This is a genomic window from Nocardioides sp. Leaf307 (genome assembly GCF_001423135.1).
GTDB lineage: Bacteria > Actinomycetota > Actinomycetes > Propionibacteriales > Nocardioidaceae > Nocardioides > Nocardioides kribbensis.
This window is the reverse complement of the sequence record NZ_LMNY01000001.1, coordinates 1,926,857-1,948,051: the sequence shown is the minus strand read 5'-3', so window position 1 is coordinate 1,948,051 and position 21,195 is coordinate 1,926,857. Positions and strand designations below refer to the sequence as shown.

Here is a 21,195-nt window from a genome sequence, read left to right as displayed (position 1 = left end):
GGCCGCCGGCGACCGGGGCGGCCGCCACGGTCAGGTCGGCCGCGACCGACGCCGCGGCCGCGACGGACCGGTCAGCGGCTGACGGCCAGCGTCGACCCCGACCGTCCCTTGCTCACCTGGAGGCGGGCCGTGATGCGGTCGCGCATCTCGCCGACGTGGCTCACGACGCCCACGACGCGTCCCCCGTCGCGCAGCGAGTCGAGCACGTCCATGACGTCGTCGAGGGTGTCGGCGTCGAGCGACCCGAAGCCCTCGTCGACGAAGAGGGTGTCGAGGTCGGCGCCGCCGGTCTCCTGCGTGATGACGTCGGCCAGGCCCAGGGCCAGGGCGAGGGAGACCACGAAGGTCTCCCCGCCCGACAGTGTCGCGGGGTCGCGCGACTCCCCGGACCAGTCGTCGCGCACGAGCAGGCTGAGCCCGCCGCGGGTCTCACCGGCGCCGCGGCGCCCGGAGTGCTCCAGGGCGTAGCGGGCGTCCGACATCCGGGCCAACCGCTCGTTGGCCGCGGCCACCACCTGGGAGAGCCGGTAGGCGAGGACGTAGGCGGAGAGCCGCATCTGCAGGGCGTTGTCGGCGGCCTTGCCCTCGACGAACGTGGACAGCCCCGTCGCCAGCTCCAGCCGCTCGCGCACCGGCGCCCACTGCTCGAGGGCACGCTCCAGCTCTCGCACCAGGTCGGTGAGCCGACCGCAGCGCGTGGTCCAGGTGGCGGCCACCGCGCGCGCCGACTGGAGCTCGGCCTCCGCGGCCTCCCAGGCGCTCTGCGCGGCGGCGGGGTCGGTGTCGGCGCCGTCACGGGGACCCACGTCGCGCAGCTCGTCCTCGACCCGGGTCAGCGCCCGGTCGTGGGCGTCGACGGCATCGGCCAGCCGCTGCACCTCGGGCTCCTCCAGCACCGCCGCCAGGGCGGCGCCCGGGTCGGCGAAACCGGCCTCGGCCGCGGTCTCGGCTAGACGCGTCCGGGCGTCGGCGACAGCGTCGCGCCCCCGCTCGAGGTCCTCGAGCGCCGTCCGTGCCTCGCGGAGGCGCTCGGCCTCGCCGCGCAACGAGGCCAGCAGCGAGCCCAGGTCGCCGGGCTCGCTGTCGTCGTCGCCGTCGTCGCCGTCGTTGCCGTCACCGTGGTCGCGGCGACCGACGCGCTCGAGCACGGCGGCGATCTCGGAGCGGATCTCGGCGATCTCGGCGGTCACCGCGCGGGCCGTGGCCTCGTGGTCGGCCACCGCGGCGTGCGCCGCCTGGAGGCGGTCGGCGAGGTCGCCACGCCGCTGCTCGAGGCGACGCTCCTCGGTCTGGAGGGCCTCGACCTCCGCTGCGGCCGCCGCGGCGGTCGTGGCCTGCTCGCGCAACGCGGCGGCGCGGGACTCGAGCGCCTCGAGGGTCACCCCGCCCGACCGCTCGCGGGCGAGGGCGTGGCGCGTCCTCAGGTCGCGCAGGTGCGACTCGCGCACGTGCTCGTCGGCCTTGGCGTCGTCGAGCGCGCGCTGTGCCTCCTTCTCCGCCGCCGCATCGGCCGAGCCGGGGGCGGCGACGGCCTTGGCCGGGTGCTCGGCGGAGCCGCAGACGGGGCAGCAGCCGCCGACGGCCAGGGCGCCGGCGAGCTCGGCGGCCATGGCCTCGATGCGGGCCTCGCGCACGGAGAGCAGGTGCTCGTGGGCCTGGCCGGTGGTCTCGCGGGCCTCCAGCCACACCTCGTGGGCCTGGGCGGCCGACGACTCCAGGCGGGCGGCCTCGAGGGCGGCCTCGAGCCGTGCGGTGGTCTGGTCGAGGTCGGCCCGGACGACGCCGAGGAGGGCGGTGGCGGCGCGGGCCGCGTCGAGACGCTCGCGCGTCGCGGCCAGGAGGGCCGGGAGCGCTGCGGCCTGCTCGGCGTCACGGGCGAGGTCGGCTCGCAGACGCTCGAGCGCGGCACCGGTCCGCTCCTCGAGGCGGCGCGCCGTGACGAGGCGCTCCTCGCGCGGCACCAGCGCGGTGACACGTGCCGCAGCGTCGACCGCCGCGGCCTCGCGCTGCGCCAGGTCGTCGGCGGACGGTCCGGTGGACGCACCGGTGCACGGGGTGGACGTCTCGTCGGACAGCCCGCGCCGGTCACCGTCGGACAGCGCGCCGAGGGCCGCTGCTGCCCGCCGCTCCGCGGCGTCCGCCGCCAGGGCGCTCTCCTCGGCCCAGCGGTGGAGGGGCGCCACGGCCGCGGCCCGCCGGGCCTCGGCGAGCCGCACCCTGCGTCGCTGCTGCGCCGGCTCCTCGGCGACCAGTCGGCGGTGCTCGGACTCGGCGACGCGGCGGCGACGGTCCCGCTCGGCCGCGAGCCGGGCGCGCTCGAGCGCCTCCCGGGTCTCGCGCTCGCCGAGCGCGGCCGCGGCCACGGCCTCGGTGGTCGCCGCCAGCGACGAGGTCGCCAGCGCGCGCAGGTCGCGACCCCACGCCAGCAGGGTGCCGTCGGCCGCCAGCAGGTCGAGGCCCGGCACCGTGTCGACGGTCGTGTCGGCGGTCGTGTCGGCGGTCCTGGCGGCGCCGGACCCGGTGACGGCGCCCGGGGCTGCGCCGGGCGTGGCGTCGGGCGGGGCGTCAGGCGGGGCGTCTGCATCGGCGGCTCCAGGTGCGAGGCCCGGCAGCGCGGCGTCAGCGGCCTCGCTGACCCGACTGACCAGGTCGGCGACGCCCTCGCGGCGCGACTCGGAGTCGCGGCGCAGCGCAGTGCGGTGCTCGCGCAGCCAACGCTCGACGTCCTCGAAGCGGCCGGTGCGGAAGAGCTGCTGCAGGAGCCGGTGGCGCTCCTCGGAGCGGGCGCGGAGGAAAGCCTGGAAGCGGCCCTGCGGGAGCATGGCGACCTGGGTGAACTGGGCGACGTTCATGCCGACCAGGCCGGTCACGAGCTGGCCGGTCTCGTCGAGCCGGGTCGACAGGGTCGTCCACTGACCGCCGACCCGCTCGGCGACCACGACGCTGGCCTGCTGCGTGGTCATGCCGGTGCCGCGCCGCTTGGGCCGTTCCCACTGCGGGGAGCGGGTGATCCGGAAGCGGCGTCCGGAGAGCGTGGCCTCCAGCTCGACGCGGGGCGCCACGCCCTCGGCGGCGTGGTCGGAGCGCAGTCGGCGCGCGGCGTTGCGGTCGCCGGGCACGTCGCCGTAGAGCGCGAAGCACACGGCGTCGAGCACGCTCGTCTTGCCGGCGCCGGTGGGGCCGGTGAGCAGGAAGAGGCCCGCGGCCGAGAGCTCGTCGAAGTCGACGGAGACGGTGTCGGCGAAGGGGCCGAAGGCGGTGACCTCGAGGTGGTGCAGCCGCATCAGAAGAGCCGCCCGTCGGCCGCGGCCGCGGAGGCGGCCAGCAGCATCTCCGGGTCGGCCCGGTGGACGGACTCCTGGTCGGACCCGTGGTCGCCGGGGCGCCGCACCGGATCCAGGTCGGGGTCGTCGCAGCAGGCGTCGACGGCGCGCCGCAGCAGCGCCCGCTCGGCCGGGGAGGCCTCCTCGCCCCTCATCGCGGTCATGAACTCCAGCGCGATGTCGTGGTCGCTGCGGCCCTGGGTGCGGCTGGACGGCACCGCTCCGACCGCGACGGGGGTGCTGTCGAAGCCCAGGACGAGGGTGTGGGGGAAGCGGCGCCGCAGCCGCTCCATGGCCTGCGCGGGCCGGCCCGCGTCGGTGAGGGTGACCTGCACCCAGGACTGCTCGTGCTCGGCGAGTCGCGCGTCGCTCAGCAGGGTCTCCAGCTCGCCCCGCAACCGGGCCAGCGGGCGGGGCACCGGGGCGTCGACGAACTGCGCCGACAGCCTCGCCGTGCCCTCGCCGGGCGCCGCGGGTGCGCCGAGGTCGACCAGCCAGGACCCCTTGCGGTGGGTGGCCTCCGAGAAGGAGTACGCCAGGGGCGATCCGCTGTAGCGGACCGCGTCGGTGAGGGTGTGACGGCCGTGCAGGTGTCCGAGCGCGGTGTAGTCGACGCCGTCGAAGACCGACGTGGGCACCAGCGAGACGCCGCCGACGCTGATGTCGCGCTCGGAGTCGCTGGGCTCGGCGCCGGCGACGAAGGCGTGCGCGAGCACGACCGACCGGGTGCCGGGACGCCCGGCCAGGTCGGCGCGCACGCGCCGCACGGCCTCGGTCAGGGCCGCCTGGTGGGAGCGGGAGGTCAGGCCCCACGGCTCGCGCACGGCGTCGGGGTCGAGGTAGGGCAGGCCGTGGACGGCCACCGGACCGTGCTCGTCCTCGAGCAGCACGGGGCGCCCGACGGTGGCGGGGTCGGTGCGCAGGTGCACGCCGGCGGCGTCGATGAGGCGCGCGCTGAAGCCGAGCCGCTGGGCGGAGTCGTGGTTGCCGCTGGTGACCACCACCCGGGCCCGCGACGCGGCCAGCCGGGAGAGCGCCTCGTCGGCGAGGCGCACCGCGTCGACCTGCGGCAGCGCACGGTCGTAGACGTCTCCGGCCAGCACCACGAGATCGACCTGCTCGGACTCGACGACCGCCAGCAGGTGGTCGACGTAGGCCGCCTGGTGGGTCAGCATCCCCTCGCGGTGGAACGACCGGCCCAGGTGCCAGTCGGAGGTGTGCAGGATGCGCATGGGAAGAACCTACGAGGGGCCGCCGACACTGCGGGGGACCCACGCCGCGCGGCCCCGGGACGGGGTCCCGGGGCCGTGCGGTCGCCGCCACGGGGGGCGGCGACGAGAGGTCGCCGCTCAGCCCTCGAGGGCCGCCATGTCGATGACGAAGCGGTAGCGGACGTCGCTGCCCACGACGCGCTCGTAGGCCTCGTCGATCACGGCCGGCTCGGGGGCCAGCACCTCGACCTCGGCCCCGATGCCGTGCTCGGCGCAGAAGTCGAGCATCTCCTGGGTCTCGCGGATCCCGCCGATCTTGGAGCCGGCCAGGCTGCGACGCATGCCGGCCAGCGAGAAGGCGTGGTAGGTGTCGGCGTCGGCGGGGATGCCGACGCTGACCATCGCGCCGTCGAGGCGCAGCAGCGAGAGGTACTTGTCGACCGGCAGCGTCGCGGCCACGGTGTTGACGATCAGGTCGAAGGTGCCGGCGAGGGACTCGAAGGTCTCGGGGTCGGAGGTCGCGGCGTAGTGGTCGGCGCCGAGACGGCGGCCGTCCTCCTCCTTCTTCAGCGACTGGCTGAGCACGGTGACCTCGGCGCCCATGGCCGCGGCGATCTTGACACCGAGGTGGCCCAGGCCGCCCATGCCGACGATGGCGACCTTCTTGCCCGGCCCGGCGCCCCAGTGGTGCAGGGGGGAGTAGGTGGTGATGCCGGCGCACAGCAGGGGAGCGGCGACGTCCAGCTCGATGCCCTCGGGGATGCCGAGGGTGTAGTCCTCGTGGACCACGATCTGCTTGCTGTAGCCGCCGTAGGTCTCGACGCCGTCGTAGTCCTTGCCGTTGTAGGTCGGCACCTCGCCCTTGAGGCAGTACTGCTCCTCGCCGGCGCGGCAGTTCTCGCACTCGCGGCAGGAGTCGACGAAGCAGCCGACGCCGACACGGTCGCCCACGGCGTACTTGGTGACGCCCGGGCCGACCTCGGCCACGGTGCCGGCGATCTCGTGGCCCGGGACCATCGGGAAGATGCCCTCGGCCCACTCGTTGCGGGCCTGGTGGATGTCGGAGTGGCAGATGCCGCTGTAGGCGATGTCGATCAGCACGTCGTGCTCACCGACGGCGCGGCGCTCCACGGTGCTGGTCTCGAACGCAGCGCTCGGGGTCGGCACGGACAGGGTGGCGGTGGTGCTCATGGGGTCGTGCTCCTCTGGTGTCGCGGATGAGGGACGACTCCACGCTAGGCAGGCGCGGGCCGGGATCCGCCCACCCCCTTGGGTCAGACGCCGCCGGAGCGGGGAACGTCACAATGCGCCGCCGGTGACCGGCGGTGACAGGGCTCAGACGTAGCGCACGGTACGCCGCGGCGAGGTGAAGCCCCACAGCTCCAGGCCGCTCTGGGCGGCCAGCTGCGCCGACAGGCTGGTCGGGGCACCGACCGAGACCAGGGAGCCAAAACCGGCGGTGACCGCCTTCTGCACCAGCTCGAAGCCGGCACGTCCGCTCACCACCAGGCAGGCGCCACCGGGTCGCTCCCCGGCCATCGCCCGGGCGCCGCTGACCTTGTCGACGGCGTTGTGGCGACCGACGTCCTCGCGCACCAGGACCGCCTCGCCGTCGGCGGTGAAGAGCCCGGCGGCGTGGATGCCGCCGGTGCGGGCGAAGACCGGCTGCCGCTCGCGCAGCAGGTCGGGCAGACGGCGCACGACGTCGGCGGTCGGCGTGGCGCCCTCCCAGCGCGCGCCGCGCGCGATGTCGAGCACCGCCGAGACACTGTCGGCGCCGCAGACGCCGCAGGCCGAGGACCCGGCCGAGAGGGCGTCGTGGCGGTGGCCCGGCGGCCGGGCCGGGGGCTCGGCCAGGGTGAGGGTCACGACGTTGAACTCCTGCTCCGGGGCGAGGTCGACGTCGGTGCAGTAGGCGATGCCCGCGATGCCGGCGGGCCCGGGCAGTCCCTCGTGCACGGCCCACCCCGCCGCGAGCTCGAAGTCGTGACCGGGGGTCCGCATCGTCACCCAGGCCCGGTGGGCCTCGGCGCCGGGCCAGGCGAGCCGGATCTCGAGCGGCTCCTCGGTGACCAGCCGGTCCTCGTGGCGGCGGACCTCGTCGGGCCCCTCGCCGTCAGGGCCGGCTCGGTGCTCCTCGACCCGCGTGCGGACGGTGGGCCCGGGACGCCTGGCGCGGGCACCGGGAAGGCCGCGCGCTGCGCCGCTCATGCGCCGAAGGCCCGGGCGACGGCCAGGCGGTGCTCGAGGTCGTCGGTGGCGTCGACGACGCGGCGGCGCACGGTGGCGTCGAGGCCCGGGGCGTCGGCCGCGGCGTGCAGCGCCGCGACGGTCTCGTCGCGCAGCGAGGTCAGGGGGAAGAAGGCGGTGACGACCTGGCCGAGCACCCAGCCCTGGTGGACCTCGGCGATGGTGGGGAGCGCCTGGAGGTAGCGGGCGACGTAGGACTCGGTCAGGTGCTCCTGACCGGGGCGCCACATCCCGAGGCCGGCGGCCTCGAGCTCGTAGTTGGTGGCGGGGACCGCACCGGTGAAGCGCTCCCAGGCGAACTCCTTGGCGGCGGCCTCGGGCAGCGACGCGACGGCCCTCGCGTGCTCGACACGGGTGCGGGTGGTGGGCTCCTGGGCCAGCCAGCGGTCGAGAGCGGACCGGTCGGTGGCGCCCAGCGCGGCGAGCCGCACGAGCAGGCGCCAGCGCAGCTCGTCGTCGACCTCGACGCCGTCGGGCAGTCCCTCGCCCGCGATCCAGTGCTGGAGGCGGTCGGCGGGTGCCGTGGCGGCGGCGGCCTGGAAGGCGGCGAGCTGGAGGGTCGAGCCGGCGGGAGCGGCGAGCGCCCCGGCCAGCCCCGCCTCGTGCACCCGCGCCGCGGCGTCGTCGCCGTCGGTGGTCAGCGGCAGCACGTCGCGCAGCAGCCACGGCACGGTGAAGGCGATGGCCGCGTCGCTGTCCTCGGTCGGCAGCCAGGCCTCGACGAGGTCGACCACCGCCCCCGGCGCCACCGTGGCGTGGTGGTAGCCGCTGCGCACGCCGTTCCACACCCCGGCCCGCAGCAGCGCGTCGTCGGTGCGGGGGAGCAGCGCGGGCAGCTGCGCCAGCGTCTCGCCGTCGGGCTCGACGACGGCCCACGTGTCGTCGTAGGGGTCGAGCACCACCGCGGCCCCCGCCTCCGGCTCGTACGGCGTGCGCCCGCCCCGGGTGGTGACCCGGGTCAGCGCCCACGGGCCGGTGCCGGCGGTGCCGCCGGACGGAGCCGTCGCCCGGGCGGTCGCGACGCGGAAGGTGTGCGACCGGTCCGCCGGGCTGCCGGGCGGCGGCGTGCGCACCAGCTCGCCGGCGGAGCGGTCGAGCACGATGCGGTCGGGCCCCGCGGTGACCAGCCAGCCGCGGGTGAAGTCCGAGAGGTCGCCGGCGCCGGCGCGCTCCCAGCTCGCGAAGAGGTCGTGCATGGTGGCGTTGCCGAAGAAGTGGCTGCGGAAGTGGTCGACCGCGCCGGCGAGGAAGACCTCGTCGCCCATCGTGGCGTTGAGCTGCTTGAGGATGCTCGAGCCCTTGGCGTAGGAGATCCCGTCGAAGTTCTGCAGGGCCGCCGTGGCGTCCTCCTCGCCGTTGCCGGCGACCGGGTGGGTGCTGGGCCGCTGGTCGGCCAGGAGGCCCCACTGCCGGCGCGAGAAGGAGTTGTAGACCCAGGCGTCGGTGTACTCGGTGACGTCGGCGGTGACCCGGTTGCCCATGTACTCGGCGAAGGACTCGTTGAGCCACAGGTCGTCCCACCACAGCGGGGTGGTGATGTTGCCGAACCACTGGTGGGCCATCTCGTGGGCCACGGTCGTCGCACGCTGGATGCGCTGGCCGCGGGTCACCTTGCTGGAGAAGACCAGCTGGTCGCGGAAGGTGACGCAGCCGGGGTTCTCCATGGCGCCGGCGTTGAACTCCGGCACGAAGGCCTGGTGGTAGTCGCCGAAGGGGTAGCGGATGCCGAAGAGGCGGTGGAACTCGTCGAAGCACTGCTTGGTCATGGTCAGCAGCTCCTCGGCGTCGGCGTCGAGGTCGGCGGCCAGGCTGGCCCGTGCGCTGAGGCCGAGGGGGATGCCGTCGTGCTGGTCGCGCACGAGGTGGTAGGGCCCGGCGACCAGGGTGACGAAGTAGGAGGACAGCGGCTGGCTCGTCTCCAGCTCCCACACGCCGGGCTCGGGGTTGGTGGCCGGGGCGTTGCCGATCACGACCCAGTCCTCGGGCGCGGTGACGTGCAGCGTGTAGGGGGCCTTGAGGTCGGGCTGGTCGAAGCAGGCGAAGACGCTCGGGGCGGCGTCCATGAAGGACATGCCGTAGACGTAGTGGCGCCCGTCGGCGGGGTCCACCGAGCGGTGCAGCCCCTCGCCGTCGTTGCGGAAGGCCATGACCGCGTCGACGACGAGCTCGTGGGGACCCTCGGTGGTCTCGAGGGTCAGGCGCCCGCGTCGCAGGAGGTCGACGTCGACGGGGTGCCCGTCGAGGTGCACGGAGCGCAGCGAGGCCGGCTTCAGGTCGACGAAGGTCGTCCCGCCGCGCGAGGTGAACCTCACGGTGGTGACCGAGCCGAAGGTCTCGGTGTCGGAGGCGAGGTCGAGGCGCAGGTCGTAGGACTCGACGTCGAGCAGCGCGGCGCGGGCGACCGCCTCCGCGCGCTTGAGCCCACCGGGGGCGGCGGCCTCGGTGGAGGCGGTGGGGTCGGTCGGCGGGGCGGTCGGGGTGTCGGCGGAGCTCACTCCCTCACCCTAGGACGTGCCTCCCACGGTCACGATCGGGCCACGGTCACCAACCTGCCCGGCCCGGCGTGCAACCAAAAGGGTGAGAAGCACGTCACCCTTCACGAGGGACGCAGACCGCGCCCTCGCCACACAGGAGGAATGAGGACGCGATGACGCGACCCAGCACCACGCGCCGGGGCCGGGCCCTGGTCGCCAGCACCGCCGCAGCCGGACTGTTTCTCGGGGCCGCAGCCGTCGCCTCCGGGCCGGCACAGTCCGCCGAGCCCGCCGAGGACTGCACCCCCACCTACCCCCAGGAGCAGATCACCGCGGACGCCGCGGTGACCGGCCTGACCGTCTCCGAGGGCACCACGCCCGAGGCCTTCGAGGGCTCGATCATCGGCGTGCTCGACGACGGGATCGCTCCCGGCGTCGACATGATCATGGCCGACCTCACCTCGCCGGCCATCGACGCGGCCGGCGGCATCTGGTCGGGCATGTCCGGTTCGCCGGTCTACATCGACGGCCAGCTGGTGGGCGCCGTCGCCTACGGCCTGTCGTGGGGATCCTCGCCGATCGCGGGCATCACCCCCTTCGCCGAGATGGACGACTACCTCACCTCCGGCACGCGCCGCGTCGACGTCGACGCGCGCGCGGCCCGCCAGATCGCCGCGAGCTCCGACGTCACCGCGAGCCAGGCCGAGCAGGGCTTCCGCCAGCTCCGCATGCCGGTCGGGATCAGCGGGATGACGCAGAAGCGCATCGACATGGTCCGCGAGAGCGACAAGAAGTACTTCTCCGAGCAGACCTACGCGGTCGGCGCCGTGGGCCGCGCGGCCGCGGCCGACGCCACCGAGGAGACGATCGTCGCCGGAGGCAACCTCGCCACCACGCTGTCCTACGGCGACGTGACCGCGGGCGCCGTCGGCACCGCCACCTCGGTCTGCGGCGGAGAGGTGGTGGGCTTCGGCCACCCGTTCGCCTTCTTCGGCGAGACCACGCTGGGTCTCAACCCGGCCGACGCGCTCTACGTCCAGCCCGACAGCCTGGGCGCGCCCTTCAAGGTCGCCAACATCGCCCCCGCCGTCGGCACCATCACCGACGACCGCACCACCGGGATCACCGGCACCTTCGCCACGCTGCCCGACACCACCACGGTGGCCTCGACGGTCAGCTTCGACGGCCGCGAGCGCACCGGCAGCAGCGACGCCTACGTGAAGCGCTTCCTCGCCGACACGGTCTTCGGCCAGCTGCTGGTCAACCACGACCGCGTGCTCGACTCCTACATCCCCGGCACCGAGGCACAGAGCTGGACCATCACCGGCACCGACGAGCTGGGTGCGCCCTTCGAGATCTCCTCGGCCGACACCTACGTCTCGGACTACGACATCTCCTTCGAGTCGGTCTTCGAGCTGGCCGACCTCGCCTACGCCCTGAGCCGCATCGACGGCGTCCAGGTCGACGACATCACCGTCGACAGCGACGTCGACACCTCCACCGACACCCTCAAGGTGACCGGTCTGCAGCAGCGCAAGGGCGGCGAGTGGACGACGATCGGGCGCCGCACCAACCTGGTGGCCAAGGCCGGGAGCACCCTCGACCTGCGCGCCGTGCTCACCGCGGTCGACGACACCGTCACCTACGCACCGGTCTCGGTGAAGATCCCGTCGCGCGCCAAGCGCTCGGCCTTCCTCGTCGTCCAGGGCGGTGCCTCGGACTACACCAACAACTACCGCATCAAGTCGGTGGCCCAGGCCGTCAAGGCCTACGCCGACCCGGTCCGCAACGACGAGGTCTCCGCGGAGCTCTACGCCAATGGCAAGGGCCTGCGACGCTCCTTCGTCACCCAGAGCGGTCCCTACGACGAGGTCGTCCGCGGCCAGCGCTACGTCGACATCCGCGTGCGCCGCTGACGCGACCGCACCACCCTCGCAGCACAGCACGACCCGCACACACGACGGCGTGTGGGGGGCTCGCTCAGAGCCGCACGAGCATCTTGCCGGTGTTGGCGCCGCTCAGCACGCCGAGGAACGCCTCGACGGCGTGGTCGAGCCCGTCGGCGAAGGTCTCCCGGTGCTTCAGCGAGCCGTCGGCCACCCAGGCGCCGGCCTTCTCGTAGAACTCCGAGGCCAGGTCGTAGTGGTCGGTCACGATGAAGCCCTGCAGCCGCAGCCGCTTCTGCACCACCATCATCATGTTGCGGGGGCCCGCGGCCTGGCTCGGGTCGTTGTAGCCCGCGATCATGCCGCAGACGGCCACCCGGCCGAAGTCGTTGAGGTGCGTGATGGCGGCCTCGAGGTGCTCCCCGCCGACGTTGTCGAAGTAGACGTCGACCGGGCCGTGCTCGCCCAGCCGGTCGCTCACCCGGCCGTCGTGGTAGTCGAAGGCGGCGTCGAAGCCGAGGTCGTCGGTCAGCCACGAGACCTTGTCGGCCGAGCCGGCGGAGCCGATGACCTTGCCGGCGCCCAGCAGACGCGCCATCTGGCCCACGGAGGAGCCGACGGCGCCGGCCGCACCGGACACGAAGACGGTCTCGCCCTGCTTCATCTCGGCGATGCGGGTGAGGCCGACGTAGGCGGTCAGCCCGGTGCTGCCGAGCACGCCGAGGTAGGTCGAGGCGGGCAGCGTGGAGACGTCGAGCGTGCGCACGGCCTTGCCCGACACCACGGCGTGCTCGCGCCAGCCCAGCCCGTGCAGCACGGTGTCGCCGACCTCGATGCCCTCGGCGCGCGACTCCAGGACCTCACCGACCGCGGCCCCCTCGAGGGGCGCGTCGAGGGCGAAGGGGGGCACGTAGGACTTCGCGTCGTTCATGCGTCCGCGCATGTAGGGGTCGACCGACATGACGTCGGTGCGCACGAGCACCTCGCCCTCGCCGAGGTCGGGGAGCGTGGTGGTGACGAGGCGGAAGTCGTCGGGCACGGGCGCGCCGGAGGGTCGTCGGGCCAGGTGGATCTCGCGGGTCTCGGTGGTCATGTCCTCGATGGTGCCACCGGCTCCCAGGGGGCGACGGAGGTGGTGCTGGCAGGGCGTCGACGGGTGCGCGACATCACAGCCTCGAGGATGAGGTGCGGTGTGTAGCAGTCGCTACGATGTAAGAGTCGAAAACGATGATGACCAATGACAGGTGTGCGGGTACCCGCACACCGGACGCCAGCCCCGAGACGGGGCGAAAGGGATGAGAGACACCATGAACTCGCAGCTGTACGTCGCCTACGGGATCTCCTCGACGAGGTTCCGCCCCGAGCGTGAGGCGACCGAGCGGCGGAACCTGGGTCTCCTGCTGGCGCACCGCCGACGCGTGCGCCTGGGCCTCGAGCCCGCCGAGGACTGAGCCCGGGCCGCCGGAGGGACTCCGGCGCCCCGGACGTACGACGGGCCCCCGACACCACTCCGGTGTCGGGGGCCCGTCGTACGTCGTGGCCCCGGCCCGCCTGGGGCCGGGTCCGGGTCCTACGGCTGCACGGCCAGGGCGAACTCGACCTTGCCGTCGGGGTGCACGGCGGCGTCGAGGATCTTGTCGTCGAGCAGCAGCGCGGCGGTCTGGTCGAGGTAGACCGTGGCGCCGTCCTGCTCGACGGTGACGTCGCCCGGCTCGGGCGCCGCGGCGGTCGACACCAGCAGCGCCGGCTCCACCTCGCTCTCGGAGACGATGCGGAGGCCGGCTGCGCCGGGCTGGCCCGGCTGGGCCGGCTGGGCCGCGAGGTCGGTGACGATGGACTGGGCGTTCTCGGTCAGGAAGAGCACGTGCTCGCCTTCCGATGGGGTGCGGGGGGACCACTCGAACGTCTCTCGGCTGGGCGCTGAGGTCAAACCGGACGACCTCCCGGGCGTGTCTGGGAGGCTGCTGGCATGGACGAGACCACGCAGCAGCCCCCGGCCCCGACCCCCGACCACGTGCGCGAGCCGGGCCGAGACCCCGCGACCCGGCGGGCGGTCGATCTCGAGCGCATCGGGGAGCGCCGCTACAAGGCCACCAACGGCCGCGGTGGCGTGCTGCCGGTCGGGTCGGGCGACGACCCCGACTTCACCCCGGTCGAGCTGCTGCTCGCCGCCCTCGTCGGCTGCGGGGCGGTCGACCTCGACCACGTCACCGGCAACCGGTCGCCCTTCGCGTCCTTCGCGGCGCGGGCCGAGGGGCACAAGGTGCGCGACGAGCAGGGCAACCACCTGGTGGACCTGCGGGTCACCTTCGACGTGACCTTCCCCGAGGGCCCCGAGGGCGACCGGGCGCGCGAGGTCGTGCCGCGCACCCTGCAGATGGTGCAGGAGCGCCTGTGCACGGTGGGGCGCACGGTCACCCTGGGCGAGCCGGTCACCTACGCCGCGGGCGACCTGGGCCACTGAGCCCGGGCGCCCAGGACCGAGCGCCCAGGACCGAGCGCCCAGGACCGAGGGCCCAGGACCGAGCGCCCAGAACCGGGCCCCCAGAACCGGGCCCCCAGAACCGGGCCCCCAGAACCGGGCCCCCAGAACCGGGCACCCGGGGCCGCGGAGCCGGTCAGCCGACGGTGACGCTCTCGATGTCGACCGGCGTGGCGGGCGCGCCGTCGCCGGTGCCGTTGTCGGTGCCCTCGTCGCCGATCTCGGTGAGCAGGTCGAGGCCGGCGTCGTCGATGGTGCCGAAGACGGTGTAGTCCGGCGGCAGCGGCGACTCCTCGTAGACCATGAAGAACTGCGAGCCGCCGGAGTCGGGGTACATCGTCTTGGCCATGGCCAGGGTGCCGGCCGGGTAGGTCTCCTCGCCGGTCAGCTCGTCGGGGATGGTGTAGCCGGGCCCGCCGGTGCCGGTGCCCGTCGGGTCGCCGCACTGGAGCACGTAGATGCCCTCGGTGGTGAGGCGGTGGCAGGTGGTGCCGTCGAAGTAGCCCTGCTCGGCGAGGCTGACGAAGGAGTTGACGGTGCAGGGTGCGGCGTCGGCGTCGAGGGTCAGGCCGATGTCGCCGGCGCTGGTCGCGACGTCGGCGCTCACCTCGCCGCTGACGGTGGGGGTGGTCTCGGGCGGGTCGACCTCCTTGGCGGGCTGACCGTCCTGCGGGTAGTCGCAGGAGCCCGACCCGGCGGCGGACCCGTCGTCGGAGGGGGAGCCGGAGGCGCTCTCGGAGGTGGCGGGGCTCGCGGCGGAGGTGTCCTCGGCCGTCGGTTCCTCGTCGGACCCGCAGGCGGCGAGCGAGGTGAGGCAGGCGACGACGGCGACGGCGGCCAGGGGGCGGGTCGCGGCGCGGCGGGCGAGGACACGGGGGGCGGGTCGGGTGCGCATGGCGCCGATCGTAGGCGCCGGGTGTGAGAGCAGCCTGAGCGGCCCGGCGCGCTCAGCCGTTCTGCCCGCGGGCCGTCACCGACCACGCGCGCAGGCCGCCGGCCTCCTCCACCCACAGGTCGTCGGCCAGGTTGACCGCGGAGCACACGTGGTTGGGCACCACGTCGAGCACCGAGCCGAGCGCGGGCAGGGCGGCGCCGCCGAGCTCGACGGTCGCGTGGTGCTCGGAGAGGGCGGTGATCCGGGCGCCGGGGTGGTCGAGCAGCCGGCCGAAGCCGGAGGAGTACGCCGCTCGGTCGGCTCCCAGCGCCTTGCTCCCGGCGTCGAGCACCAGGCGACCGTGGGCGTGGCTGACGACCGTGGCCCGGCAGGTGAGCGCGATGTCGGCGGGCTCGACGACGCCGAGCTCCCACTGCTGGGCGTCGCCGAAGACGTAGACGCCGGGGCGCAGCTCGTCGACCACGTCGGCGGCACCGGGCACGAGGCTCGCGGCGAGGGTCGGCGTCGAGCCGCCCGAGACGACGCGCACGTCGATGCCCTCGTCGAGCAGGGCGTCGCGGGCGGTGCGGAGGGCCTCGATCTCGTCGCGCACGGCTGCGGCGGTGGCGCCCGGGGCGTAGCCGTGGCCGGGGAAGGTGAACACCCCGCGCACGACGAGACCGGCCCGTCGGGCCGCGACGGCGACGTCCCCGGCCCGGTCCGCCGGCGCTCCGGTGCGGTGGTGGCCGGAGTCGACCTCCACGAGCACCTCGACCCCCGACCCGCCGAGGCGGCGCCCGGCGTTGGCGGCGCCGGCGACGGAGTCCACGCCGATGGCGAGCCGGCAGATCTCGGAGAGGTCGCGCAGGCGGGAGGCGCGGTCGTCGTCGAGCCAGAGGGGGTAGGCGATGAAGACGTCGGTGCAGCCGTGGCGCGCGAAGACCTCGGCCTCGCCGACGGTGGCGACGGTGATGCCCACGGCGCCGGAGACCAGCTGCAGCCGGGCGATCTCGGCGCTCTTGTGGGTCTTGACGTGCGGGCGCAGCGAGACCTGCAGGCTGCGGGCGCGCTCGGCGGTGCGGCGGACGTTGCGGCGCAGGCGGTCGAGGTCGACGCGGAGGTGGGGGGTCGGCGGGGCCGACGCCATCACATCTCCTCGTGGGTGTCGGGATCCCCGCCGAAGAGCCGGCCGTCGACGCGAGCGAGGGCGGAGATGTCGGCGACCTCCTCGTCGGTGAGCTCGAAGCCGAAGAGGTCGAGGTTGGCCCGCTGCCGCTCCGGGGTGGCCGACTTCGGCACCGGCACGGAGCCCAGCTGCACCTGCCAGCGCAGGATCACCTGACCCGGGGTGACGCCCAGGCGGGCGGCGGGGCCGGTGACGGCCGGCTCGTCGAGGGGGGCGTTGCGCTTGCCCAGGGGGCTCCACGACTCCGTGCGGATGCCGAGACGCTCGTGCACCGCACGCATCGGGGCCTGCGGGAAGTGCGGGTGCATCTCGATCTGGTTGACCACCGGGGTCACGCCGGTCTCGTCGATGATCCGCATCAGGTGGGCCTCGGTGAAGTTCGAGACCCCGATCGAGCGCACCAGCCCGTCGCGCTGGAGGTCGACCAGGGCGCGCCAGGCCTCGGCGTACCGGTCGACGCTCGGGTTGGGCCAGTGGATGAGGTGCAGGTCGATGCGCTCGAGCCCGAGAGCGCGCAGCGAGCCCCTGACGCTGGCGACCGCCTCGTCGTAGCCGTGGTCGCGACCGGGCAGCTTGCTGGTCACCACCAGCTCGTCACGATCGACCTCGGCCCGCCTGACCGCCTCGCCGACCGCGGCCTCGTTGCCGTAGTTGACCGCGGTGTCGAGCAGGCGGTAGCCCGCCGCGATCGCCGACCCGACGGCCTCGACGCACTCGTCGTCGCGCAGCGGGTAGGTGCCGAACCCGACGGCCGGGAGCGTCGTGCCGTCGAGCAGGTCGTGGGCCGGGATCGCAGGTGCCATGGGCTCCAACCTAGTCTCGTGGCGCCCGTCACCACCGCGCCCGTGGGCCAGGTGCCGGGTCAGGTGCCGGGCCAGGTGCCGGGTCAGGGGCCGGGTCAGGGCCCCTGGGGCCCGCGGTCGTCGGGAGCGGCCTCGTGGTGGCGTCGCCCGCGGGTGCGCTCCGACTCCTTCATCTCGGCCTCGAAGAGGTGGCGCCGCCCACCGACGAGCTCCTCGCGGGCGGTGCGCTCGAGGTCGCGGAAGACCGACCAGTAGGTGTCGTCGTACTCCTCCATGATCTGGAAGGTCCAGCGGCCCTCGATCACGTTGCGGCCCACGAGCTCACGCTCGATGCGGTCGGCCAGCTCGGTGTGCCCGGCCTCGCGCAGCTGCTCGACACCCTCACCGAGGGTCAGGTCGGCGGTGCCGGAGAGCCGGTGGAAGGTGTAGAGGTGGCCGCGCGCCACCTCGACGGCCTCCAGGGCCTCGGAGATCTTGCCGAGGGCCTCGACGGTGGCGTCACTGACGCCGTCGGGGCGCCGGTGCTCGGCGACGGGACCGTCGCCGGAACCCACCTCGGGCGCTGCGCCGGTCAGGACAGCACCGACGCGGCCTGCACCGGCCCGTCGCCCTCCTCCGCGGCCTCGATCGCCTCGGCCAGGGCCGTCACGTCGGCGTCGGGCAGGTCGAGGCCGGCCTCGCCGAGGCCCTTGCGCAGCTCGGCCTCGACGGTGCCCTCGGGGGCCGACTCCTGGTAGGAGGTCACGCGGTCGACGACGGCCTGGACGGCCTCGGTCTTCTCGTTGCTCTCGGTCATGGGTCGAAACTAGGCGCCGAGCAGCGGCGGCGGCCCCACCCCTACGGGGGTCGGTGCCGGTCGGCCTCCTCAGGTGGCGAAGGCGCCCACGCCGGCCCGGAAGGCGTCGTGGGAGGCCTGGCTGCTGGTGATGCGCCAGTCGGCCTCCTTCTGGAAGTGGAACCAGGTCAGCCCGCGCACCTCGCGGTGCTGGTCGAGGTAGGTCCACATGTCACGGATCCAGCCGGCCTTGTCGCCCACGCCCTCGGGGCAGCCGACCTCGCCGATGAAGACGGGCTTGGCCGTCAGCGAGGTGAGCTGGGCGAGGCCGGGCCCGAAGACCTCCCCGAAGGACTGCCAGGAGGTGGAGGGGATGAGGCCGGCCCAGTTGTAGCCGTCGAGGCCGACCCGGTCGACCCACCGGTCGCCGGGGTAGAGCCCGGGGAGCGCGACGGACCCGGGGAAGGGCACGTTGGGGGTCCAGGTCCAGATCGCGTTGGTCGCCCCGACCGAGCGGAAGATGCCGACCACCCGGCGCCAGGCCGCGACGTAGTCGCCGGAGGTGTTGCCGTTGACGCCCTCCGACCAGGGGTACCAGCTGCCGTTCATCTCGTGGGCGAAGCGGAAGGCGACCGGAGCGCCGTAGGCCTTCACCTGCTGCGCCCAGCGCGTGACGTAGGCGTCGAAGGCGCCGCCGGCGATGCGGTCGAGGGAGTAGGCGGGCTGGTCGGGCGTGCCGACAGCGGGGTCCCAGGGCTCCCAGGTGACCTCCGGCACGGCACCGGTCGAGGCGACCCGGCGGGCGTCGGCGGTGGGGAAGTCGGCGGCGTAGTGCCACGAGGAGTAGAAGGTGAGCTGGGTGGCGCGCCGGCCGAGGCTGGAGGCGAGGGCGTCGGCCTCCGACAGCTCCGTGGGGGCGCCGGGGATGGCGAGGCCGAAGACACGGGCCGGCAGGGTCTTCGCCCGGGCCTTGCGGGTCGTGCGCGTCACACGGTCGAGGGCGGTGGCCACGGGCTTGTCGACGGTGTCCGCGGCCAGCGGACCGGCTGCGCCCGCGACGGCGGCCGGGGCCGGTGCCGAGTCGGCGACGGCCGGCAGCGCGCCGAGCCCCACGACGGTGGCGGCGGCGAGCGCGGTCGCCACGAGGGCGCGACGCAGCCCGCGGCGGGGCGGGAGGGGGTCCAGGTGGGACATGGCAGACCTCGGGGGCGGTCGTGGTCGCGGACGATGGGTGGTCGCGCGCGGGTGGGGTGGGGGGGCGACGGTGCCGTACGCCGGCTCGGGGAAGCCGGTGTCGTGCGGGCCGGTGTCGTGCGGGGGAGGGCCGGCGGGTCACGGCCCGTGGGGGACGGGTCGCCCCACCAGGGTCGCACCCCTCGCCCCGGTCGGGGAGCCACTCACCCCGGGAGGGGGGCAGTGGTCCAGACCCCCGGGGGCCGACGGTGTGACCTGCACGACGAACGACCCCCGATCCCTCAGGTCGAGGGGTCGGGGGTCGATGTCGCGCCGATCGGGTCCGCTACTGCACCCGCACCCGGTCGGTGCGCTCACGGCGAGCCGCCTTGGGGCTGTCGAGCACGACGCGCACCGCCACGTCGCCGGCCGGGAAGGCCTGCTCCACCTCGCGGGTCACGGTGGTGACGGCGTCGCGCAGCTCCTGCACCTCGGCGGTCTCCTCGACGCGGCCCCTCAGCTCGACCACGGTCGAGCCCCGGTGGGTGCGAGCGGTGCCCGACAGGCCCGTGACCGGCGCGAGGGACTCCAGGCGCGCGGCGGTCGCGTGGGCCAGCGAGCGGAGGTCGACCTCGAGGCGACCCTCGGGGCCGCTCGCCGGGAGCCGGAGCGCCGGGACCGACGCCGGCCTGAGGTGGGCCAGGACCCAGGCCAGGCCGAGCAGGCCGAGCAGCACCCCCACGGCGGCGGAGGCCCACGGCCACCAGCTGGTGGCCAGGACGTCGTCGACGGGGGCGGTGTCGAGGGTGTCCCCCCACGACAGCACCCACCCGAAGCGCCAGTCGAGGAGGGCCAGCGACACGGCGACGAGCACCAGCCCGACGAGGGCGACGACCAGGCGGTCGGTCTTCGCGGGCGCGGTCATCGCGGTGCCTCCTGGGCGTGGACGGAGATGCGGGCGGGGGAGAAGCCGTCGAGATCGGCGGCGACGGTCTCGCGCACACCGGCGACGGTCTGGTCGGTGTCGCGCGGCGCGATGACCTCGACGCGCACGCGATGACGGCGGGAGACCGTGGCGCTGGCGCCGACGACGCCGCTGCTGCGGTCGGCGCGCTGGCGTGCCAGGGCGGCCACGGCGTGCGCCGAGACCCAGAGGTCGCCGTCGGCGGTGGCCGGCAGGTGCGCGACCGGGGCGGGCTTGAGGGCCAGCACGAGGAGCACCAGCCCGACGAGACCGGTCACCGCGGCGGTCACCACGACCGCGGTCGTGGCGCCGAGTCCGTCGAGGCCGTCCACGGCGTCGCGCAGCCAGGGACTGCCGCCGGTCCACCCCTGGGCGACGGCGAGGTCGCGCACGGTGACGACGGCCAGCGCGACGAGCGCCAGCGCGAGGAGCAGGGCCACGGGCACGACGGCCGGTCGGCCACGGGGCGGGTTGCGACGGCTCACTGGACCCGCCCCCCTCGCCCGTGGTCGTCGGCGGGCTCAGCCTCGACGAGGTGCACGGTGACGTCGACCGTCGTGATGTCGATCCCGCTGATGCGGGAGGTCTCGCGCTGCACCGTGGCCCGCACGCCCTCGGCGATGTCCGAGACGGCGCAGGGCCACACGGCAGCGACGTCCACCTCGACGCGGGCCCGTGCCCCGTGGACGGTGACGGTGGCGTGCGGGGAGCCGGATCCGGTGAGGCGACCCAGGGCCGACCCCACCGAGGACCCCAGGGCCGAGCCCATCGCCGGGCGGCGCGACACGGTGCCGGGCGCCTCGAGCGCCGCGCGCTCCGCGACGTGCTGGAGGGCACGCGTGCGCACGTCGAGGCGACCCCGGTCCTCCGGGGGCGCGAGGGCGGGCTCAGCCACGACGGCCCCGCACCAGCGCGCCCAGGTCGAGCTCGCCGTCGACGTGGCCGCCGATGAGGTAGCCGGCTCCGCCCAGCACGACGCCGAGCAGCAGGCCGAGCAGGCCGCCGACGACGATGGCGATCGCCAGCAGCAGTCCGGCGATGAGGCCGATGGTGGAGGTGGTCATGGTGGTGTCTCCTTCAGAGTTGGCCGTAGCGGCGAGAGCCGGGCAACGACCGTGGGATGCGGCGTCTGACGTCGCCCACGAGCCGGCGGCTCGTGGTGCGCACTGCTCGTCTGGCCCGCGACGCCGCGGTCGAGGTGACGGTGATGGTGGGGGCGGACGCCGGGCCGGCGGCCGGGCCGTCCCCCCACGGCCCGACCCCGGCGGTCGGGGTGCCTCCTGCGGTGCGACCCGCTGTGCTCCCTGTGCTCCCTGCCGCCCGCGCCGCCTCGAGGGCGTCGAGCGATCGCATGACCGCGACGAAGGTCGCCGCGTCCCCACCCACGTCGGGGTGGTGACGCCGGGCGGCCTCGCGGCGCAGGGCGCGCAGGTCGGGGTCGTTCATCGGGGCGCGCCGCCCGGGGGCTCGACGTCCTCGACGACGACGTGGACCGGTCCGGGCACGAGGGGACGGACCACCTCGCGCACGGCGGCCGTGGTCGTCGCCACGGCGGCGCCCCACGTCAGCACGACGTGGACCGAGGCCCCGGGCTCCAGCAGCTTCACGCCGGAGACCCGGCGCCCGGGCAGGTAGGTCGCGACCTCGCCAAGCACGCCGCCGTGCAGGTCGGCCACCCCGGGCACGGCCAGGACGGCCGCGGCGACGAGGTCGACCTGCTCCGGGGCGTCGTCGGACGACCCGGCCGGGTGCCGGTCGGAGACGCCGAGGTCCTCGGGCTGCTCGGTCACGCGC

21 protein-coding genes are annotated in these 21,195 nt (G+C 74.8%); 3 read left to right on the top strand and 18 right to left on the bottom strand.

Annotated features, from left to right (window positions below):
• Positions 1–71: 71 nt before the first annotated feature.
• The 5 genes from ASF50_RS08910 to pepN all read right to left on the bottom strand — a co-directional run bounded on the left by ASF50_RS08910 (position 72) and on the right by pepN (position 9,279).
• Positions 72–3,284, bottom strand: coding sequence for an AAA family ATPase (locus tag ASF50_RS08910; RefSeq protein ID WP_056904096.1), 3,213 nt, complete (start codon positions 3,282–3,284; stop codon positions 72–74).
• Positions 3,284–4,555: an exonuclease SbcCD subunit D gene (locus tag ASF50_RS08905; protein ID WP_082502923.1), complete on the bottom strand. Its 1,272-nt coding sequence runs from the start codon at positions 4,553–4,555 to the stop codon at positions 3,284–3,286. The genes ASF50_RS08910 and ASF50_RS08905 overlap by 1 nt, the downstream gene beginning before the upstream one ends.
• 117 nt (positions 4,556–4,672) lie before the next feature.
• Positions 4,673–5,725, bottom strand: a complete 1,053-nt coding sequence (locus tag ASF50_RS08900) for an NAD(P)-dependent alcohol dehydrogenase (protein ID WP_056904095.1) — start codon at positions 5,723–5,725, stop codon at positions 4,673–4,675.
• A 144-nt stretch (positions 5,726–5,869) separates the two neighbouring features.
• On the bottom strand, positions 5,870–6,745 hold the full coding sequence (locus ASF50_RS08895) for a formate dehydrogenase accessory sulfurtransferase FdhD (protein ID WP_056864471.1): 876 nt from the start codon (positions 6,743–6,745) through the stop codon (positions 5,870–5,872).
• Complete coding sequence (pepN, locus tag ASF50_RS08890; protein WP_082502921.1) at positions 6,742–9,279, bottom strand: aminopeptidase N; 2,538 nt, start codon at positions 9,277–9,279, stop codon at positions 6,742–6,744. Before pepN ends, ASF50_RS08895 begins: the two co-directional genes overlap by 4 nt.
• A 152-nt stretch (positions 9,280–9,431) precedes the next feature.
• Between pepN and ASF50_RS08885 the strand changes: the two genes are divergently transcribed.
• Positions 9,432–11,174 (top strand): SpoIVB peptidase S55 domain-containing protein, encoded by a 1,743-nt coding sequence (locus tag ASF50_RS08885; protein WP_056904094.1) that lies wholly within the window; start codon positions 9,432–9,434, stop codon positions 11,172–11,174.
• 64 nt (positions 11,175–11,238) lie between these two features.
• Here ASF50_RS08885 and ASF50_RS08880 read toward each other — a convergent pair whose 3' ends face one another.
• Entirely contained in the window at positions 11,239–12,237 is a 999-nt protein-coding gene (locus ASF50_RS08880) for an NADP-dependent oxidoreductase (protein ID WP_056904093.1), read from the bottom strand.
• A 214-nt stretch (positions 12,238–12,451) separates the two neighbouring features.
• On the opposite strand from ASF50_RS08880, the gene ASF50_RS18980 reads away from it, so the two are divergent.
• Positions 12,452–12,595, top strand: coding sequence for a hypothetical protein (locus ASF50_RS18980; protein ID WP_156697893.1), 144 nt, complete (start codon positions 12,452–12,454; stop codon positions 12,593–12,595).
• Positions 12,596–12,714: 119 nt separating this feature from the next.
• Here ASF50_RS18980 and ASF50_RS08875 read toward each other — a convergent pair whose 3' ends face one another.
• The gene (locus tag ASF50_RS08875; protein ID WP_056904092.1) at positions 12,715–13,008 is read right to left on the bottom strand and encodes a hypothetical protein; all 294 of its coding nucleotides are present in this window, start codon (positions 13,006–13,008) and stop codon (positions 12,715–12,717) included.
• 105 nt (positions 13,009–13,113) lie between these two features.
• On the opposite strand from ASF50_RS08875, the gene ASF50_RS08870 reads away from it, so the two are divergent.
• On the top strand, positions 13,114–13,608 hold the full coding sequence (locus ASF50_RS08870) for an OsmC family protein (RefSeq protein WP_082502919.1): 495 nt from the start codon (positions 13,114–13,116) through the stop codon (positions 13,606–13,608).
• A gap of 154 nt (positions 13,609–13,762) precedes the next feature.
• On the opposite strand, the gene ASF50_RS08865 is transcribed toward ASF50_RS08870, so the two are convergent.
• The 11 genes from ASF50_RS08865 to ASF50_RS08815 form a co-directional block, all read right to left on the bottom strand.
• A complete protein-coding gene (locus tag ASF50_RS08865; protein ID WP_056864467.1) occupies positions 13,763–14,521 on the bottom strand; it encodes a peptidylprolyl isomerase in 759 nt (252 codons plus the stop codon).
• A 52-nt stretch (positions 14,522–14,573) separates the two neighbouring features.
• On the bottom strand, positions 14,574–15,647 hold the full coding sequence (locus ASF50_RS08860; protein WP_056904091.1) for an alanine racemase: 1,074 nt from the start codon (positions 15,645–15,647) through the stop codon (positions 14,574–14,576).
• A complete protein-coding gene (locus tag ASF50_RS08855) occupies positions 15,647–16,489 on the bottom strand; it encodes an aldo/keto reductase (protein WP_056904090.1) in 843 nt (280 codons plus the stop codon). Before ASF50_RS08855 ends, ASF50_RS08860 begins: the two co-directional genes overlap by 1 nt.
• Positions 16,490–16,584: 95 nt before the next feature.
• Entirely contained in the window at positions 16,585–17,043 is a 459-nt protein-coding gene (locus ASF50_RS08850) for a hypothetical protein (protein ID WP_056904089.1), read from the bottom strand.
• A 17-nt stretch (positions 17,044–17,060) separates the two neighbouring features.
• Entirely contained in the window at positions 17,061–17,285 is a 225-nt protein-coding gene (locus tag ASF50_RS08845) for a hypothetical protein (protein ID WP_056864463.1), read from the bottom strand.
• Positions 17,286–17,354: 69 nt separating this feature from the next.
• Positions 17,355–18,458: a glycoside hydrolase family 26 protein gene (locus ASF50_RS19900; RefSeq protein WP_056904088.1), complete on the bottom strand. Its 1,104-nt coding sequence runs from the start codon at positions 18,456–18,458 to the stop codon at positions 17,355–17,357.
• Between the two features lie 325 nt (positions 18,459–18,783).
• On the bottom strand, positions 18,784–19,362 hold the full coding sequence (locus tag ASF50_RS18975; RefSeq protein ID WP_056904087.1) for a hypothetical protein: 579 nt from the start codon (positions 19,360–19,362) through the stop codon (positions 18,784–18,786).
• Entirely contained in the window at positions 19,359–19,886 is a 528-nt protein-coding gene (locus tag ASF50_RS08830) for a DUF6286 domain-containing protein (RefSeq protein ID WP_056904086.1), read from the bottom strand. The genes ASF50_RS18975 and ASF50_RS08830 overlap by 4 nt, the downstream gene beginning before the upstream one ends.
• The gene (locus ASF50_RS08825) at positions 19,883–20,296 is read right to left on the bottom strand and encodes an Asp23/Gls24 family envelope stress response protein (RefSeq protein WP_056904085.1); all 414 of its coding nucleotides are present in this window, start codon (positions 20,294–20,296) and stop codon (positions 19,883–19,885) included. Before ASF50_RS08825 ends, ASF50_RS08830 begins: the two co-directional genes overlap by 4 nt.
• Positions 20,289–20,465, bottom strand: a complete 177-nt coding sequence (locus ASF50_RS18455) for a DUF2273 domain-containing protein (RefSeq protein WP_082500291.1) — start codon at positions 20,463–20,465, stop codon at positions 20,289–20,291. The genes ASF50_RS08825 and ASF50_RS18455 overlap by 8 nt, the downstream gene beginning before the upstream one ends.
• Before the next feature lie 378 nt (positions 20,466–20,843).
• Positions 20,844–21,191: a hypothetical protein gene (locus tag ASF50_RS08815; RefSeq protein ID WP_200919082.1), complete on the bottom strand. Its 348-nt coding sequence runs from the start codon at positions 21,189–21,191 to the stop codon at positions 20,844–20,846.
• Between the last annotated feature and the right edge of the window lie 4 nt (positions 21,192–21,195).